This is a genomic window from Halomonas sp. A40-4, from assembly GCF_015767635.1.
Lineage (GTDB): Bacteria > Pseudomonadota > Gammaproteobacteria > Pseudomonadales > Halomonadaceae > Vreelandella > Vreelandella janggokensis.
The window spans coordinates 3450489-3467838 of record NZ_CP065230.1 but is presented as its reverse complement, the minus strand read 5'-3'; the positions used below and the strand labels follow the sequence as shown (position 1 = coordinate 3467838).

Sequence of the window (17350 nt, the reverse complement as noted above, 5' to 3'; positions counted from 1 at the left end):
GGGGCCTGCAATGAACACTAGCGTAACGAGCAATCAATCCACCATGAGCTGTGCCGAGCTGCTGGTTCATTTGCTGCGCGATACCTACGGTGTCAGCACACTGTTCGGCATTCCCGGCGTGCATACCGTGGAGCTTTATCGCGGGCTGGAAGGCAGCGATGTGCAGCATGTCACTCCGCGCCATGAGCAGGGTGCGGGGTTTATGGCCGACGGCTATGCCCGGGCCAGCGGCAAGCCGGGCGTTTGCCTGATTATCACCGGGCCAGGAATGACCAATATGGCCACCGCCATGGGCCAGGCCCTGGCGGACTCCATTCCCATGCTGGTGATCTCCAGCGTCAATCGCCGCGATACGCTGGGTTTGGGCCAGGGGCGGCTCCACGAGCTGCCTAGCCAGCAGCAGATGATCAGTGGTGTGGCGCGATTCAGCCATACGCTGCTGGACGCCAACACGCTGCCCGAGGTGCTGGCCCGTGCCTTTGCGGTCTTTAATGGCGCACGCCCTGGCCCGGTGCATATCGAAATCCCCATCGACCTGTTTAATGCGCCGGTAAATGAACCGGCCAGTTGGCAGGCACCTACGCTCTATCGTGCTGCTCCCGACCCGGAAGGGCTTGCCGAAGCCGCCCGTTTGTTGCATGCAGCGAAGCAACCCTTGGTACTGTTGGGCGGTGGCTGCGTGGCAGCGCCAGAGGCGGCGCGAGCACTGGTAGAACAGCTGGATGCGCCCACGGTCACGACCATCAATGCCAAAGGCCTGCTGGGCCGTGACCATCCGCTGGATCTGGGGGCTAACGCCGCGCTACCCGCGGTACGTGAACTGGCGGTCAATGCCGATGTGATTCTGGCGGTGGGTACCGAGCTTGGTGAGACCGATTATGACGTGGTGTTTGATGGTGGCTTTCATCTTAATGGTGCGCTGATCCGGATCGATCTCGACCCTGAGCAACTGGTGCGCAATCAGCGAACGACATTGGGGCTGGTGGGGGACGCCGGACGCAGTCTTGAACGTCTGTTGGCGCATTTCCCAGACGCAATGCAGCGTAATGGCATTGAGCGAACGGCTAACGCCTTGAGCGCGCTGAATCTAGAAAACGATCCTGCCTTCAGCGACTTTGTCCCGCTCTACGACACCCTGGCCGAGCATCTGCCTGGGGCGATATTGGTGGGTGATTCCACCGCGCCGGTGTATGCCGGCAATCACCTGGTTAGCCAGCCAGCGCCGAGGCGTTATTTCAACGCCTCAACGGGCTACGGCACCTTGGGCTATGGGCTGCCGGCGGCGCTGGGCGCTCAGTTGGGTCGCCCTGATCTACCGGTGGTGGCCTTGGTAGGCGATGGTGGGGTGATGTTTACCCTCGCTGAGATAGCAACAGCGGTAGAGGAGCGTCTGCCGGTGGTGATCGTGCTGTGGCACAACGCCGGTTACGAAGAGATTCGCCGCTATATGGATGCCAACGGCGTTGCCCGCCTGGGCGTGGACCTTCAGGCGCCGAACTTTCTCACTCTGGCCGAAGGCTTTGGTTGCCCGGGGGTGCTCGTAGAAAGCCCCGCCGAGTTGGCTAAAGCGCTCACCAACCACGAAGCGAACGGGCCGTTACTGATCGAGATAAACGCCGCCGCATGGCAAACAAACCTGATCGAAACAGGAGACAACAATGAAGAATAATCATGTATTAGGCCAGGATACGCTGTCGGCAGACGACGTGGAACACAGTCTCGGTCTGCCTGGAACCTTCGCGCTGTGGTTGGGCGCCAACGTCGTTGTTACCACCATATTGACCGGTATGTTCTTGGTGCCGGATCTCACTTTTCAGCATGCCATGATGCTGATCGCGGTAGGCTCGGCGATCGGCATTATCCCGCTGGTGTTGATCGGGGTCATGGGCCAGCGAACCGGGATGACGACCATGGTGCTGGCGCGGGGTACCTTCGGTAGAAAAGGCGCCAACTTTCCTGCCTGGGTGAACCTGCTGGCGCTGATTGCGTGGAGCTGGATCCAGGCGCTCTTGGCAGGCATGAGCCTCGACTACGCGGTGGAGAGCCTGACGGGCTATTCCAATGTGGCGCTGTTTACGGTGTTGTGCGAATCCCTGGTGGTGCTGATCGCCCTTCGCGGACACTTGGGTATCGAAAAGGTCGAGAAAATCGCAGCGCTTTTAATGGTGGGGCTATCGGCGGTGGTGCTGTTTGCGCTCAATCGCCATTACGACCTGCCAAGCATTACCCAACTGGAGCCGGAAGGCGTGCTGGGCGGCGGCGTGATCTTCGATATCGTCGTGGCCACTGCTTTTTCCTGGATACCGCTCGCGGCGGACTATAATCGCCACTGCCGTACGTTGAAGGCAGCGGTCGTCGGTACCTGGGGCGGCTATGTGACGGCCACCTTGATTGCCATGGGGCTGGGCGCCACGGTCTCGGCGCTATCCATCGCCGAAGGCATGGAGCAGACCTACGATCCCACCGCCCTGCTGAGCGGTTTCGGGTTTGGGCTGCCGGCGGCGCTGGTGATTTTCTTTTCAGTACTGACGACGAACGTCATGTGTGTCTACAGCGCGACGCTTTCATTCATGAGCGTGCGCCCCAAGGTGCCGTTCTGGAAGCCAGCGTTGATCATTGGCGTCGTGTCCGTGATCGGTGCACTGATCCCCGGTATTCTCGATCAGTTCCAGACGTTTCTACTGATTATTGGCAGCGTCTTTATTCCCGCCTTTTCGCTGATGATCGTCGATTACTTCCTGCTGGGTCGCCAGCGCTACACCTCGGCGCAACTGATTCAACAGGCCGATAGCCTGCCTGCATTTAACTGGCTGGCGTTGGGCAGCTATGCGGTAGGGGCGCTTTTGGCGTATTACTGGAACTGGGTGGCACCGCTGGACTTTGGTGCTTCGCTGCCCGTGTTTGTGATTACCGGCGGGCTCTATTACGTTGTCAGCAAAGTAGCCATCACCAGGCGAGCGACAGCATGAACTTGACGCGTATTGACGAACACCAGTGGTACCGTACCGCCGCCAAGGCGGACGGTATTACCTTGATCGACGAGCCGTGGATCAAGCCGTTTTATCGCTGCAATATCTGGCATGTCCAGGGCAGCGAGCGCGGCATGGTGGTGGATTTTGGCCTGGGTGCCATACCGCTGCGCCAACACGTTGCGCTGCTTAGCCAGCGTGACATCTTGGCAGTGGCCAGCCATACCCACTTTGACCATATTGGTGCGGCCCATGAATTTGATTGCTGCCATGTGCATCGGGCTGAGGCAGACATTCTGAATTCGCCGGATAATACACGCACCCTGGCAGCGCAGTTTCTCAGCGACGACATGTTCGAAGCGTTGCCGCCAGCGCCCTATTCCCACGAACGCTACCGCATTACCGCGCCGCAAATGGTGTGCCCATTAGAGGATGGTGAGGTGTTGGATTTAGGCAATCGACAGTGGGAAGTGATTCATACCCCGGGGCATTCTCCCGGCGGTATTGCGCTATGGGAATCCGCGACGCAAACCTTGATCTCGGGCGACCTGATTTACGATGGTCCGTTGATTGAAGACCTGTGGCACAGCGACCTCACCGACTATGCCGCCAGTATGCGACGGCTTAGAGAGCTGCCGGTGCGCACGGTGCATGGCGGACACTTCCCCAGTTTTAGCGGCCAGCATCTCAAGCAACTTATCGATGATTGGCTACGCCAACACGACCTTTAAAGGAGTCACCCGGTGTCTACGTTTTCAAGCGCGGAACACGCTTCGCTGCCAGATAGCCAGATTCTTGATCACCAGTTCATCAACAACCAATGGGTCGTCTCCCAGGGTACCCGTCTGCTCGACGTGATGAACCCTTACCGCGAAGAACGCATTGCCCAGGTGACCGCTGGGGATACGGCGGATGTCGATGCCGCCGTCAACGCCGCCCAGCAGGCGCAGCCCGGATGGCAGGCGCTCGGCGGTGCCGCACGGGCGGCGTTCCTGGAAAAGTTCGCCGACGCGCTGGAACCCCGCCGGGGTTCGATCCTCACGCTTTCAGCGACCAACAACGGTAAACCGCTGGCGGAAGCGGGCATTGATCTTGACGATGCGATTGCCTGCTATCGCTACTACGCCGGGCAGGCCAGGGCGCTGGATGCCCGCCAGGGCGAGTTGGTCAGCGTGGAAATGGAGGGTGTTGAAGCCCGCTGCTACCACGACCCTGTCGGCGTGGTAGGGCTGATTGCCCCGTGGAACTTCCCACTGGTGACCAGCGCCTGGAAGCTGGCCCCCGCTTTGGCCGCGGGCTGTACCGCCGTGCTCAAACCCTCGGAAGTGACGCCGCTCCCCGAGCGGGTGCAGGCAGAAATTGCTCTGGAAATCGGTCTGCCCACGGGCGTGCTGAATATTCTCAACGGCGACGGCGAAGGCATTGGCGCGCCGCTGACCCACCATCCCGATGTGGACAAAATTTCCTTTACGGGCAGCAATCGTGTCGGTGAAGCCGTCATGAAAGCCGCGGCCAGTCGCTCCGCCAACGTATCGCTGGAGCTGGGGGGTAAATCCCCCGTTCTGGTGATGGAAGACGCTGACCCCGCTCAGGCCGCTGATTGGGTGATGGCAGGCATCTACTTCAACGCCGGGCAAATCTGTTCCGCGACCTCGCGTTTATTGGTGCACAAAGATATAGCGGAAGCGCTCTACGCCGCCCTTGCCGAACGGATGGATGCGCTGACATTGGGCGACCCGCTGGCGGAAGGCACCGACTTAGGCCCGATGACCAGCGCCAGGCAGCGCGACGCGGTCCAGGGCTATCTGGACCTGGCTGAACAGGAAGGCCTGAAGGCAGTGCGCGATGTGAAACACCGCACGCTGCCAGAAAAAGGCTACTTCCTGGCGCCTACGCTCTACCGCGATGTGCCGGTGGACAGCCGCCTGTGGAAAGAAGAAATTTTTGGCCCGGTGCTCTGTGCACGAAGTGTCGCCAGCGAAGCTGAAGCCATCCAACTCGCCAACGACAGCGACTACGGCCTGGCGGCCACCGTCATCAGCGGCGACCCCGAGCGCGCCAAACGCATTGGCCGACAGCTCAAAGCCGGCAGCATCTGGTACAACAGCGAGCAACTGGTACTCCCCGAGACCGGCTGGGGCGGCTTCAAGCGCAGCGGCATCGGCCGCGAACTCGGCCCCTGGGGGCTCAGTGCGTACCTGGAAGTGAAGCATGTGGTGGGGCCTGCCTAGCTCTTACCTAAAGCGCCCGCTGACAATGTCAGGCGGGCCGCTTGCTAGTCATCTGCCGGCAAAATCCTGCCTGGGTTCATCAATCCCTTGGGGTCGAACAAAGTTTTAACGCCCTGGACCAACTCCCGCTCAAGTGGCGATAAGCGCGCCAGATAGGGCGCTTGCTTGGTACGGCCAATGCCGTGTTCGGCGCTGATGCTGCCATGGAAGTCGTCGAGCACGTCAAACAGTCGTTCTTCAAGGTCGTGGAGGTGGGCTTTTTTCTCACTGTCGGCCATGGCCATGGGCGGCAGGATATTGAAGTGCAGGTTGCCGTCGCCGACATGCCCGTAGGCAATGATCTCGCACTCGGGCGAAGCGGCCATCACTGTTTCGCTCGCCTGGGTAACGAAGTCGGGAAGTGCCGAGATGGGCACGGAAATATCGGTGCGCAGGTGCTCACCGCGCCGTCGCTGGCCTTCCAGCATGCTCTCGCGGAACTGCCAGAGCTGGGCGGATTGGGTATCGCTAGATGCCAGGGCGCCATCAAGTACCCACTCCCGCTCCATGCCTTTTTCAAGCAGCTGTTCAAGCATAGCGCTCAGGTCTATCGGGCCTGTGGCGGCGACTTCCATCAACACATACCAGGGATAGGCGCTTTCCAGCGGGTCGCGCAGCTCAGGCGTTGCTTCGATGGCCAACTCGATGCAGCGGCGGGGGATCAGCTCGAAGGCGGTCAGCAGGTCGCAACAGTCGCGACGCGCTAGACCGTACAGATCGATCACCGCCTGTACCGATGGCAGACCGAGCAGCGCGGTGCGGTTCTGGGTAAGGCGTGGGGAGAGTTTAAGCACCGCGCCGGTGACGATACCCAGCGTGCCCTCGCTGCCCAGAAACAGCTGTTGAAGGTCGTAACCGCGGTTGTCCTTATGTAGGGCGTCAAGGCCTTCCCAGACGCGGCCGTCGGGGAGTGCCACTTCAAGCCCGAGCACCAGCTCGCGCATCATGCCGTAGCGCAGCACGTTAAGCCCGCCGGCATTGGTGGCGATATTGCCACCAATCTGACAGCTGCCTTGGGCGCCCAGTGAGAGCGGGAAGTCGCAGTCATGTTCTGCGGCAGCAAGTTTGACGTTCTCAAGAATGCAGCCTGCGTCTACGGTGATGGTGAAGTTGACCGGGTCAATGGCGCGCACGCTATTCAAACGCTCCAGGCTGATGACCAGTTCCTGGCCATTTGCGGCAGGTAGTGCCCCGGCTACCAGGCCGCTGTGGCCACCCTGGGGCGTCATCGCAATGTCGTGTTCATAGCAACGCCTGACCACCTCGGCGACTTGCTCGGTATTCGCCGGGCGGGCAACGGCAAGCGGCGTGCCGAGCGTATCGCCCGCCCAATCGCTGACATAGCGCGCTATGTCGTTGGGGTCACGTAATACACCGCTTTCGCCCAGAAGAGTGCTGAGTTGGTCAAGAAAGTCGTCGTTCGTCATTGCCATCTGTTAACTCTTTGATAATGGTGGCTTTTAGGCCAGATGGCGCATCAGTTCGCGAATGCCATAGGTCCAGGGCGGCAACTGATCGCTTCTGCCCACCGGGTTGACCAGGGCGCCCAGGGCCGGGGTGGCGATGGTGACACGGTCGCCAAGGTGATGGGTAAAGCCCTGACCTTCACCGTCACGGTCCTGAATCGGCGAGAACATGGTGCCCAGAAACAGCATGAAGCCATCGGGGTATTGGTGATGGTCGCCGATGGTCTGGTTGACCAGGTCCAGCGGGTCGCGGCTGATTTCGCGCATATCGCTCTCGCCCTGGAGCAGGAAGTCGTCGTCCTCACCCTCGATACGCAGCGATACCTGGCAGTTGCGCACGCTGTCGATATCAAAGTGGTCGTCAAACAGGCGAATAAACGGGCCCAATGAGCAGGAGGCGTTATTATCTTTTGCCTTGCCGAGCAGCAGGGCACTGCGCCCTTCCACGTCACGCAGATTGACGTCGTTACCCAGGGTGGCGCCGCGCACCTGGCCGCGGCTATCCACGGCCAGGACAATTTCCGGCTCGGGGTTATTCCACTGCGAGGCCGGGTGCAGGCCCACTGTCGTGCCAAAGCCAACCGAGGACAGCGGCTGCGCTTTGGTAAACACCTCAGCATCGGGTCCGATGCCGACTTCCATGTATTGCGACCAGCCGCCACGTGCCTGGAGCGCTTTTTTAAGCGACATCGCCTCCTCGGAACCTGGCTTGATCTTGGAAAGGTCCTTGCCTATGAGTGCCTGTAAGTCGCTGCGCAACTCGGCCGCCCTGGCCGAATCGCCGCCCGCCTGCTCCTCAATCACCCGCTCCAGCAGGCTGACAGCAAAGGTCACGCCGCACGCCTTGACGGCCTGTACGTCGCAGGGGGCGAGCAGATAAGGCGCTTGCGGCGAAGACAGCTGAGAGTTGGTGAGTAGCGTATCAAGGGTACCCAGACTCGGCCCTTCTGCTTTACGCACGACGTCCAGTACGTCGTCACGTTCCAACAGGTCGGCCATGGTCGGGCCCAGCGGGGTAATATCGATGACCTGGTAATCACGCACCGCGACCAGTGCGGGCCCAGGGCGTGGACCTTCCTGCCATACGCGGCCAACTAATAAGGCGTTATCCAGGTCAGCCGGCAGTAGTTCGTGGGGACTTATCATCGTTTGCATGCCTTATCCATATAGAGTCTCAGTTATCAGTTACCGCTAACGGCGGTGAGGTCAGGCAACCAGGTCACAATGCCGGGAAAAGCGATCAGGATGACCAGCACCACCAGCAGTGTGGCGTAGTAGGGCAGCATGGCCTTGACGAGCTGCTCCATGGAAACCTTGCCGACACCGCAACCGACGTAAAGGCAGGTGCCCACCGGTGGTGTCAAAAGGCCGATGCCGAGGATAAATGCCATCAGTACGCCGAAGTACACCGGGTCGATGCCAACGGACTCGACAATGGGGGTGAGCATCGGCGCCATTATGACCATCGCGGGGGTCAGATCCATGACAAACCCCACCAGCAGCAGCAAGCCGGCAACGATCAATAACAGCAGGAAGGGGTCCTGGGTGATCGCCTGCACCTGGGTGACCAGCGTCTGTGGCACCATGTTGATGGTTAAAAACCAGGCAATGACGGTGGCGAAGGCCAGCAATAGCAAGACCATACCGGTCAAGCGGGCAGTGCGGATCAGCATGCCCCAGAGCGCCGTAATCTTGAATTCGCGGTAGACCACCAGCGATATGAACAGCGAGTAAAGCAGCGCGGCAACAGCCGCCTCAGTGGCGGTGAAAATACCGCCGATGATGCCGCCGATGACGAGCACGGGCAGTACCAGCGCCAGCCATGCGGCTTTGAAGGCTTGCCATAAAACATCCAAACGGAATTTACGGGTCTGCCCGGCACGTCCGATGGTGGCCATGATGAAGGTGGTCGCCATGAGCCCGAAACCGATCAATATCCCTGGCACAATGCCAGCGATGAACAGGCGGCTGATCGACGTCTCGGTAACAATGCCAAACAGGATCAGCGGAATAGAGGGTGGAATGATAATGCCGATGACTGACGAGACGGTGTTGATGGCGGTGGCCTGTGGCGCTGTGTACCCTTGCTTGGTCATGGAGGGGATCATCATCGCCCCGGTGGCGGCGGTATCGGCAACGGCTGAGCCACTAATCCCACCGAAGAACATCGAGCCGGTAATCGCCACCTGACCCAGGCCGCCGCGCACGAAACCCACCAGGGCACCGGCCAGTTCCATGAGACGACGGGCAATGCCGCCGTTGCTCATGACTTCACCGACCATGATAAAGAACGGAATGGCCAGCAGGGGAAAGCTGTTTACGCCACGAATCGACTGCTCGATCAGGATCGAGAGCGGTATATCAGAGAGTACCGCCATGACCACGGCGGCAATGCCCAAGCCAAATGCAATCGGCAGGCCCAAAGCTAACGAAACAAACAGGATGCCGAGAAAAATCCATAGCATGGTTTAGCTGCCTCCACCGGCGTTCGGCGTTGCGTTGGGGGAACGTATTTGTTGAATGCTCTTCCAGGCGCGCCAAATTGACACTGAACCAATAAAGCATGCGCAAAGCACGAATGAGACATTAACGAGATTCCAGGGCACATTAAGGATGGCCGTTTGCCCGGATGCGCGTGACATCACTAGATAGCCCCCCCAGATGATGACACCCATCAATACAGTGATAATGGTGTGCTGGAGTAGATACAGCATATGGGCGGCGCGGGGCTGTAGCCGACGCACCAGAATATCCACGGCGATGTGTTCAAAGCGCGCAAAGGCCGCCGCCGCGCCGATAAAAATCAGCCAGATGAACAGCATACGGGCCAGCTCATCGGCCCAGGGCACGGAATTGTTGAACACGGCGCGACCCACCACATTGACCGATACCGAGACGATTAACGCTAATAGCAATGCCGCAATCACGTGCTCCATGGCCAGCGTCAGCCAGCGAAACAAGGCGGGACCCTGGCGCTGCTCGGGGTCGATTTCCAACGGCTGGCGCTGGGGGTCGTCGAGAAAGGCCGCCGTATCTGGAATTTGCGTATCGGGGAAGTCCATAAGCTCTCCGCAGAGGCGAGTAACGGCAAGACAAGGGGCATACGCCCCTTGTCTTGGCTGACAGAGCGACAGTAACGCGACGCTTATTCCGTCATGGACGATTCGGCGATCTGCTGGAATTCCTCAACCAGGTCTTCGCCGATGCGGGGGGCCCACTCTTCATAAACGGGCTGTACCGCTTCCTGGAAAGCGGCAATTTGCTCGTCATCCAGACGGGTGATCTTCATGCCGCGTTCTTCAAGCTGATTACGCGACCAGTCGTCGTACTCGGCGGAAAGCTGGATTTCATAATCGGCTGCTTTCAGCGCGGCTTCTTGAATAAGCGCTTGGTACTCAGGATCTAAATCGTCCCAAGTGCGTTCGGAAATCATCTTGATAAAAGGTGTGTAGACGTGGCGGGTTTCTGAACCGAATTCCTGAACCTCGTAGAAGTTGGAGGTCAGAATAGTGCTCCAGGGGTTTTCCTGGCCGTCAACAACGCCCTGTTCCATGGCCGAGAACAGCTCACCGAAGGCCATGGGCGTGGGGTTGGCGCCCAGCGCTTCCCAGATATCCAGGTGTACCGGATTTTCCATGGTGCGAATTGCCAAGCCGCGAACGTCCAGGCCTGCGACATCCTCTGGCGAGGAGACTTCCCGGGCACTATTGGATAGCTGGCGGAAACCATTTTCAGAGAAGGCGAGGGCTTTGATGCCGGTGCCGTCAAAGGCATCAAGCATCTCCTGGGCGGCTTCGCTGCGCATCGCCGCAACAGCTGCTTCCCGGGTAGGCAGCAAGAAGGGCAGGTCAAATACGGCCAGTTCCTCGACGTAGCTCGTTGCAGGTGATGAAGAGGGGTAGGTCATATCCAGCGTACCGGTCTGCAGCATTTCCATCATCTGCACGTCATCACCGAGCTGGCTGTTGGGGAAGACATTAACTTTTATTCGACCGTCGCTACGCTGTTCAAGAATATCGGCGAAGTACTCGCTGGAGATGTACTGGGGAGAGCTTTCGGCCAAGCCAAGCCCCATGCGTAAGGTAACGCTGCCGTGGTCACCCACCTTTTCGCCATCAATCTCGGGCGGGTCGGAAAGATCAGGCGTTTGTGCGTAAGCCATGCCTGAGCTGAGCAGTGTGGCACCGGTCATTAACAGGGTGCGTTTCCATAGATAATGCATTGTCACTCTCCTGGCGTGCCGCAGGCCACTTCACTGAGGATATCTTGCAAGCGAACTGCAGCGTGGCGTCTGTTGTAGTTGTGTGTCAGCGGCGCTGCCTTATATGGCAAGCACCGCAATCCCTAGGCTAATGTCTAACGTTTTTATTGTATGTTCAACATATACTTTTGTATGTGTCGACCTGAAAGCGAAGAAAGCGTACCTTGCTTACTAACTTTCAATATTCACTCTAGGCGTGGAGCGATACCATGGCCAATTTTCAACGCATAACTCCTGAGCAATTGCGGTCACGTTACTGGTTCGACAACCCTGACCACCCCGGCACAACGGCGTTGTGCATCGAGCGCTACCTTAATTACGGCATTACGCTGGATGAACTGACCAGCGGTAAGCCGATTATTGGTATTTGTCAGTCGGGGTCCGATTTGACCCCATGCAATCGCCATCATATCGAGCTGGTAAAACGGGTCAAAGACGGTATTCGCGCGGCAGGGGGAGTGCCGTTCGAGTTCCCCATGCATCCTATCCACGAAAATGTCCGCCGGCCCACCGCGGCGCTGGATCGAAATCTCGCCTACTTAGGTATCGTGGAGGTGTTGCATGGCTACCCGCTAGACGGTGTGGTACTGACGACCGGCTGCGATAAAACCACCCCGGCGGCATTGATGGCCGCTGCAACGGTGAATATTCCGGCCATTGTGCTGTCCGGCGGGCCGATGCTGAATGGCTGGCGCGGTGCCGAGCGGGTCGGTTCGGGCACGATTATATGGGAGCTACGCAAGCGCCTGGCGGCGGGGGATATCGACTACGCCGAGTTTCTTTCCCGGGCCAGCGACTCGGCGCCTTCTATTGGTCACTGCAATACCATGGGCACCGCCTCCACCATGAACTCCATGGCTGAAGTGCTGGGAATGAGCCTGCCAGGGTCGGCGGTGATACCCGCGCCCTACAAGGAGCGCGCCATGGTGTCTTATGATACCGGTACGCGGATCGTCGATATGGTATGGGAAGATGTCAGGCCACTGGATATCCTGACCCGGGAAGCGTTCGAAAATGCCATTGTGGCGTGTTCGGCGTTGGGCGGTTCTTCAAATGCGCCGGTGCACATTAATGCCATTGCCCGTCATGCGGGCATTGAGTTGGATAATGATGATTGGCAGCGGCTGGGCCATGAGATTCCGCTGTTGGCCAATGTCATGCCGGCAGGTGCCTTCCTGTGTGAAGAATTCCACCGCGCGGGGGGCGTTCCGGCGATCCTCCATGAGTTACATACCGCCGGTAAGCTGCACGGCGACGCGCTGACGGTCAATGGCCGCTCTATTGGCGATAATCTGGAAGGCCGCGAAACCCGGGATGCCGATGTAATCTGTCGCTATGCCGACCCGCTGGTCGAGCACGCGGGCTTCCTCAACCTCAAGGGCAACCTGTTCGACTCGGCGCTGATGAAGACCAGCGTGATCTCCCGGGATTTTCGCGAACGCTTCCTGAATGACCCCAACGACCCCGATGCCTTTGAAGGCAAGGTGGTGGTATTCGATGGCTCCGAGGATTATCACGCTCGAATTGATGACCCGGCGCTCAACATCGACGCGCGCACCATTCTGGTGATGCGCGGCGCAGGCCCCGTCGGCCACCCCGGTGGTGCCGAAGTGGTCAATATGCAGCCGCCGGAAGCGCTGATTAAACAGGGCATCGAATCGTTGCCGTGCCTGGGCGATGGCCGCCAGTCGGGCACTTCCGGTTCGCCGTCGATTCTCAATGCCTCCCCGGAAGCCGCTACCGGCGGGGGCTTGGCGCTGCTGGAAAGTGGCGACCAGCTGCGGGTCGATCTCAAGCGCGGTGAGGTGCAGCTGTTGATTGATGCCAGTGAACTGGACGCACGCCGAGAGCGCTTGGCCCAGCAGGGGGGCTATCGCTATCCGGGCCACCAGACGCCCTGGCAAGAAATTCAGCGCAGCATGGTGGAACCGCTGGATCGCGGTATGACGCTGGAGACCGCAAGCAAGTATCGCGATGTCGCCCGCCAGCATCCGCCCAGGGATAACCATTAAAGGGGCGGTCACGGACACGAAAAGGACAAGCACCAGAATGAGCCATTTTAGTACTTTGTCGCATCGCCAGCAGGGCCTGCTGTTGACCGCGGGTGGCGCAATCATCATGGCGCCGGACGCCCTGCTGATCAAAGTGGCCGACCTCCCCGATGCAGAAATTTTGATGTGGCGTGGCTTTCTTTCAGGGTTGGGGTTTCTGCTGATCGCCCTGATGCGCTACGGGCGAGGCACCCTGGCAGCGTACCGGCGCTGTGGCTGGACGGGCATCGCGGTTGCGCTGCTGTTCAGCCTGACCACCTGCGGTTTCGTGCTGGGCAACCAGTACACGAAAGCGGGCAACGTACTGATGATATTGGCCAGTTCACCGTTAATTGCGGCCGTACTCTCCTGGATTATCCTCAAGGAGCGTCTGCCCAGACGTACCTGGCTGGCAATTTTTATTTGCATGCTGGGTATTGCGATGATCGCCCTCGATGACGCGGGCGCTGGCTCTTGGTTGGGTAATGCTTTCGCCTTGATGGCGGCGACAACCCTGGCGATCAACTTCACCCTCTGCCGGACGCGTCCGGGGGTGGATATGAGCCCCATGCTGGTGTTCAACGGTATTGTTGTAGGTAGTGTCGCCGGCCTGTTTTGGCTGGCGGGGAGCGAACCGGCCCTGCCAGCCGCCAACCAGCTAGCCGTGGTGATCCTGCTCTGTCTGATAATTGTGCCTTGCGGGGTGACGCTGTTGCAGCGTGGGCCGCTGTATCTCCCGTCCGCTGAAGTCGGTTTGCTGTTACTTCTGGAAGTAGTGATAGGCACGCTGCTGGCCTGGTGGATTCTGGCCGAACAGCCAGCGCCGATGGCCATGGTTGGCGGTGTCCTGGTACTGGGCACACTGAGCGCTAAAGGCCTTTATGAACGGCGGCTGGAACTGAGACAACGGGCGGGGCTTGATGCCCTTTCGGTGACAGTCGACCGGTCAAATACGTTATGATTGACAGGAATTGAAACAGGGGCCTACCGCATTGACTTCATCTTTAAGGAAACCCACCGCTCGCCCCAGTATCGCCGAGCATCTCGCCGAGGAGATTTTCGGAGGGCATTATCATCCGGGCGATTTTGTACCCCGTGAACTGGACCTATGCGAGCGCTTCGCGATCAATCGCTCAGCGGTGCGTAGCGACCTGCGTCAGTTGGTGGATGCTGGCATTATTGAGCGTATTTCCGGCCATGGCTCCAAGGTGCGTGAATACTCGGAGTGGCACATTCTCGACGCCCAGGTGACCGACTGGTTAACCCGCTACGCCGCCCCCAACCCGGATATTCAGCGCGAAATCCTCGCCTTTCGACTGGACGTTGAACCCTATGTGGCAATGACCGCCGCCAAGCGTGCCAAGGCACGGGATCTGGTCGCCATCGAGGAAGCCTTTGAGGGCCTGGGGCAGAACCTGCGCAATGCGACTTGCGAAGAAGAGCGACGACTGCATAGCGAATGCGATATTGCTTTCCACGAAGCGATCTTCAAGGCGACCCACAATATCGTCTGGGCACAGCTATCCCATATTCTGCGCCCCTCCATCTATATGCTGATATCCATGTCCAACGAGAGTGCCTCCGACCCTGAAGAGAGTCTGGAACGCCATCGACATCTCATGGAGAGCATTCGGTTGCGCCGACCCCGTGAGGCTTTTTTAGCTTCCCAAGCCGTATTGGCGGGTACCGCGGAAGCGCTGGGTCTTGAACATAGCGCCAGCTCATTAGGACGCACTGTCGAGCTGCTCCATACCGCACACTGACTCCCGATCGCTTCTCTAGAGTGAACGTTTTCAATTGAGGTAAGCGTATGTCTGACTTTACCCTTGGCCTGGTTGGCGTGGGCAAGATCGTCCGCGACCAGCACCTGCCGGCGATAGCCGCCACCCCGAACTGCCATCTTGTCGCCACGGCGGATCCTTATACTTCATTGCCGGATTTACCTGGCTATCAAGGTCTGGAAGCGATGCTTGATGCTCATCCGGATATCGACGCCGTCGCGATCTGCACACCAACCCACTTGCGCTACTCCCAGGCGCGGGCGGCGCTCTTGCGCGGCAAGCACGTGCTGCTGGAAAAGCCGCCAGGGGCAACGCTAAGCGAAGTGGAGGACTTGATTGCCACCGCTTCCAGGCAGGGCGTTAGCCTGTTTGCCGCCTGGCATTCGCGGTTTGCTCCCGGTGTGGCCCAGGCCCGGAAGTGGTTGAGTGAGCGTCAGGTGCAGCGAGTGGAGATCGAATGGAAGGAAGATGTTCGGGTATGGCACCCAGGCCAGGCGTGGATCTGGGAGGTCGGTGGCATGGGCGTATTTGATCCGGGTATTAACGCGCTTTCGATTGCCACCGCTATTTTGCCGCAGCCATTTTTCCTGCAAAAAGCACGGTTGCAGGTACCCAGTAACGCGCAAACCCCCATTGCAGCGGAGCTCTCCTTCACCGATCCAGAAGGCGCGCTGATTGAGGCTGATTTTGACTTTCGTCAACCCGGCCCGCCCACCTGGGATATGCATATCGACAGTGATGGAAGCCGCCTGAGCCTTACCCAGGGCGGCTGCCGTCTAGTGATTGACGACGACGTTCTCATCGACGCTGAAGAGCGCGAATATCAAGGCCTCTACGCGCGTTTTGGCGAATTGATCACAAAAAAACGCAGCGAGGTGGATGTTGCCCCGCTGCGCCAGGTCGCCGATGCATTTTTATACGGTCATCGTGAAACCACCGACGCCTTTATTGAGTAAGGTCTCAAGTCGCGCTTGTTTATTCGCGCTTGCCATCGACCAGACGAGATACGCCATAGGGGTTGCCGTCACGGAGCGCCTCGGGCAGTAACCCTTCCGGCAACGCCTGGTAGCACACCGGGCGAAGGAAGCGGAAAATCGCCGCGCTGCCCACCGAGGTGGTGCGGGAGTCCGATGTCGCCGGATAAGGCCCGCCGTGCACCATGGCATGGCACACTTCTACACCGGTTGGCCAGCCGTTGGCCAGGATCCGGCCTGCCTTGCGCTCCAGGGTTGGCAGCAGTTGCTTGGCGGTCGCCAGGTCGCCGTCATCCATCTGTAGCGTAATGGTGAGCTGTCCTTCGACCTGGGAAGCGACCCGCTGCATTTCGTCGACGTTGGCGCATTCAATGACCAGCGAGCTGGCGCCGAATACTTCGGCTTGCAAAGTCTCATCTGCCAGGAAGTCGGTCGCACTAGCGACAAACAGTCCGCTTTGGCAAGCATTCGGGCCTTCGCCGGCCTGACCCCGGGCGACGTTGCGAACGTTGGGGTGATTAGCCAGGGCGCCGATGCCATCGTTGTAGGCACCATGAACGCCCGGTGTGAGCATGGTCTGGGCGGCACTCCCTTTGACACCTTCGCCAGCGGTATCGATGAAGGCATCCAGGTCGGCACCCTTCACCCCGATTACCAAGCCAGGGTTGGTGCAGAACTGACCGGCGCCCATGTTGAGGGAGCCGACGAAGCCTTCGGCGATGGCGTTGGCGCGTGCCTTGAGCGCTTCCGGTAGCAGGAACACCGGGTTGATGGAACTCATCTCGGCGTAGACCGGGATCGGCTGAGGACGCGCCTGGGCAGTGGCCATTAGTGCCGTACCGCCACTGCGTGAACCGGTGAAGCCCACCGCCTGAATGCGCGGGTCGGCGACCAGCGCTTGACCAATCTCTTTGCCCGAACCAAACAGCAGTGAAAAGACGCCTTCAGGCAGGTTGCACTTGGCAACGGCGCGTTGAATGGCACGGCCGACCAACTCTGAGGTGCCGGGGTGGGCGGAGTGACCCTTGACCACCACCGGGCAGCCTGCGGCCAGCGCCGACGCGGTATCGCCACCGGCCACACTAAAGGCCAGCGGGAAGTTGCTGGCGCCAAATACCGCGACCGGGCCCAGGCCGATATGCCGCTGGCGCAGGTCGACGCGCGGCATCGGTTCGCGGTCGGGCAGTGCGGGATCAATGCGCACATCGAGCCATTCGCCGGCCCGTACCACGTTGGCGAACAAGCGTAGCTGGCCACATGTGCGGCCACGTTCGCCCTGCAGACGCGCCTCGGGGAGGCCGGTTTCGGCGACGCCACGCTCGGTCAGTGCTTCGCCGATTGCCTCGATCTCGCTGGCGATGGTTTCGAGGAACACGGCTCGGTCTTCAAGCGAGGTTTCGCGGTAAGTGGCGTAAGCCGCTTCGGCAAGTTCACACGCTTGCTCGACTTCCGCTTTGCTACCGCCGGGGTAGACGGGGTCCAGGGCCTTGCCGGTGGCGGGATTGACGGCTTGAATGTCCGCCTGTTTACCGCTGATGGCCTGCTGGCCAATAAGTAGTTTGCCTTCCAGAGTCATACAGCCTCCTGTTGGTGTAAAAA

At 59.5% G+C, this 17350-nt stretch carries 14 protein-coding genes; 8 read left to right on the top strand and 6 right to left on the bottom strand.

The window, feature by feature from the left end; all coding sequences use genetic code 11:
• The first annotated feature begins 10 nt into the window (after positions 1–10).
• The 4 genes from IT895_RS16185 to IT895_RS16170 are packed head-to-tail and all read left to right on the top strand — an operon-like array spanning position 11 to position 5200.
• Complete coding sequence (locus tag IT895_RS16185; protein WP_085919981.1) at positions 11–1669, top strand: 5-guanidino-2-oxopentanoate decarboxylase; 1659 nt, start codon at positions 11–13, stop codon at positions 1667–1669.
• Positions 1659–2969, top strand: coding sequence for a purine-cytosine permease family protein (locus IT895_RS16180; RefSeq protein WP_199284047.1), 1311 nt, complete (start codon positions 1659–1661; stop codon positions 2967–2969). The genes IT895_RS16185 and IT895_RS16180 overlap by 11 nt, the downstream gene beginning before the upstream one ends.
• Positions 2966–3700 carry an MBL fold metallo-hydrolase gene (locus IT895_RS16175; RefSeq protein ID WP_085919979.1) on the top strand — a complete coding sequence of 245 codons (735 nt, stop codon included), beginning with the start codon at positions 2966–2968 and terminating at the stop codon, positions 3698–3700. The genes IT895_RS16180 and IT895_RS16175 overlap by 4 nt, the downstream gene beginning before the upstream one ends.
• Before the next feature lie 12 nt (positions 3701–3712).
• Positions 3713–5200, top strand: a complete 1488-nt coding sequence (locus tag IT895_RS16170; protein ID WP_233337286.1) for an aldehyde dehydrogenase family protein — start codon at positions 3713–3715, stop codon at positions 5198–5200.
• Positions 5201–5244: 44 nt separating this feature from the next.
• On the opposite strand, the gene IT895_RS16165 is transcribed toward IT895_RS16170, so the two are convergent.
• The 5 genes from IT895_RS16165 to IT895_RS16145 all read right to left on the bottom strand — a co-directional run bounded on the left by IT895_RS16165 (position 5245) and on the right by IT895_RS16145 (position 10927).
• Positions 5245–6672, bottom strand: coding sequence for an FAD-binding oxidoreductase (locus IT895_RS16165; protein WP_442786524.1), 1428 nt, complete (start codon positions 6670–6672; stop codon positions 5245–5247).
• 27 nt (positions 6673–6699) lie between these two features.
• A complete protein-coding gene (locus IT895_RS16160; protein ID WP_085919978.1) occupies positions 6700–7860 on the bottom strand; it encodes a fumarylacetoacetate hydrolase family protein in 1161 nt (386 codons plus the stop codon).
• A 26-nt stretch (positions 7861–7886) separates the two neighbouring features.
• Positions 7887–9170 (bottom strand): TRAP transporter large permease, encoded by a 1284-nt coding sequence (locus IT895_RS16155; RefSeq protein ID WP_085919977.1) that lies wholly within the window; start codon positions 9168–9170, stop codon positions 7887–7889.
• A 3-nt stretch (positions 9171–9173) separates the two neighbouring features.
• Positions 9174–9767, bottom strand: a complete 594-nt coding sequence (locus IT895_RS16150; RefSeq protein WP_199284046.1) for a TRAP transporter small permease — start codon at positions 9765–9767, stop codon at positions 9174–9176.
• A gap of 83 nt (positions 9768–9850) precedes the next feature.
• A complete protein-coding gene (locus IT895_RS16145) occupies positions 9851–10927 on the bottom strand; it encodes a TRAP transporter substrate-binding protein (protein WP_199284045.1) in 1077 nt (358 codons plus the stop codon).
• A 248-nt stretch (positions 10928–11175) separates the two neighbouring features.
• On the opposite strand from IT895_RS16145, the gene IT895_RS16140 reads away from it, so the two are divergent.
• The 4 genes from IT895_RS16140 to IT895_RS16125 are packed head-to-tail and all read left to right on the top strand — an operon-like array spanning position 11176 to position 15733.
• Positions 11176–12978, top strand: coding sequence for an IlvD/Edd family dehydratase (locus tag IT895_RS16140; RefSeq protein WP_199284044.1), 1803 nt, complete (start codon positions 11176–11178; stop codon positions 12976–12978).
• A gap of 37 nt (positions 12979–13015) precedes the next feature.
• Positions 13016–13957, top strand: coding sequence for a DMT family transporter (locus tag IT895_RS16135; RefSeq protein WP_085919973.1), 942 nt, complete (start codon positions 13016–13018; stop codon positions 13955–13957).
• A 31-nt stretch (positions 13958–13988) separates the two neighbouring features.
• Positions 13989–14759, top strand: coding sequence for a FadR/GntR family transcriptional regulator (locus IT895_RS16130; RefSeq protein ID WP_085919972.1), 771 nt, complete (start codon positions 13989–13991; stop codon positions 14757–14759).
• 47 nt (positions 14760–14806) lie between these two features.
• Positions 14807–15733 (top strand): Gfo/Idh/MocA family protein, encoded by a 927-nt coding sequence (locus tag IT895_RS16125; protein WP_085919971.1) that lies wholly within the window; start codon positions 14807–14809, stop codon positions 15731–15733.
• 19 nt (positions 15734–15752) lie between these two features.
• Here the strand turns inward: IT895_RS16125 and IT895_RS16120 are convergent, their stop codons facing one another.
• On the bottom strand, positions 15753–17327 hold the full coding sequence (locus tag IT895_RS16120; protein ID WP_085919970.1) for an aldehyde dehydrogenase (NADP(+)): 1575 nt from the start codon (positions 17325–17327) through the stop codon (positions 15753–15755).
• Positions 17328–17350 lie beyond the last annotated feature (23 nt).

Excerpts from the sequence above, each read along its gene's own strand:
- IT895_RS16185 (WP_085919981.1), top strand. The coding sequence starts at position 11 with ATGAACACTAGCGTAACGAGCAATCAATCCACCATGAGCTGTGCCGAG.
- IT895_RS16180 (WP_199284047.1), top strand. The coding sequence starts at position 1,659 with ATGAAGAATAATCATGTATTAGGCCAGGATACGCTGTCGGCAGACGAC.
- IT895_RS16175 (WP_085919979.1), top strand. The coding sequence starts at position 2,966 with ATGAACTTGACGCGTATTGACGAACACCAGTGGTACCGTACCGCCGCC.
- IT895_RS16165 (WP_442786524.1), bottom strand. The coding sequence starts at position 6,672 with ATGGCAATGACGAACGACGACTTTCTTGACCAACTCAGCACTCTTCTG.
- IT895_RS16160 (WP_085919978.1), bottom strand. The coding sequence starts at position 7,860 with ATGCAAACGATGATAAGTCCCCACGAACTACTGCCGGCTGACCTGGAT.
- IT895_RS16155 (WP_085919977.1), bottom strand. The coding sequence starts at position 9,170 with ATGCTATGGATTTTTCTCGGCATCCTGTTTGTTTCGTTAGCTTTGGGC.
- IT895_RS16150 (WP_199284046.1), bottom strand. The coding sequence starts at position 9,767 with ATGGACTTCCCCGATACGCAAATTCCAGATACGGCGGCCTTTCTCGAC.
- IT895_RS16145 (WP_199284045.1), bottom strand. The coding sequence starts at position 10,927 with ATGCATTATCTATGGAAACGCACCCTGTTAATGACCGGTGCCACACTG.
- IT895_RS16140 (WP_199284044.1), top strand. The coding sequence starts at position 11,176 with ATGGCCAATTTTCAACGCATAACTCCTGAGCAATTGCGGTCACGTTAC.
- IT895_RS16135 (WP_085919973.1), top strand. The coding sequence starts at position 13,016 with ATGAGCCATTTTAGTACTTTGTCGCATCGCCAGCAGGGCCTGCTGTTG.
- IT895_RS16125 (WP_085919971.1), top strand. The coding sequence starts at position 14,807 with ATGTCTGACTTTACCCTTGGCCTGGTTGGCGTGGGCAAGATCGTCCGC.
- IT895_RS16120 (WP_085919970.1), bottom strand. The coding sequence starts at position 17,327 with ATGACTCTGGAAGGCAAACTACTTATTGGCCAGCAGGCCATCAGCGGT.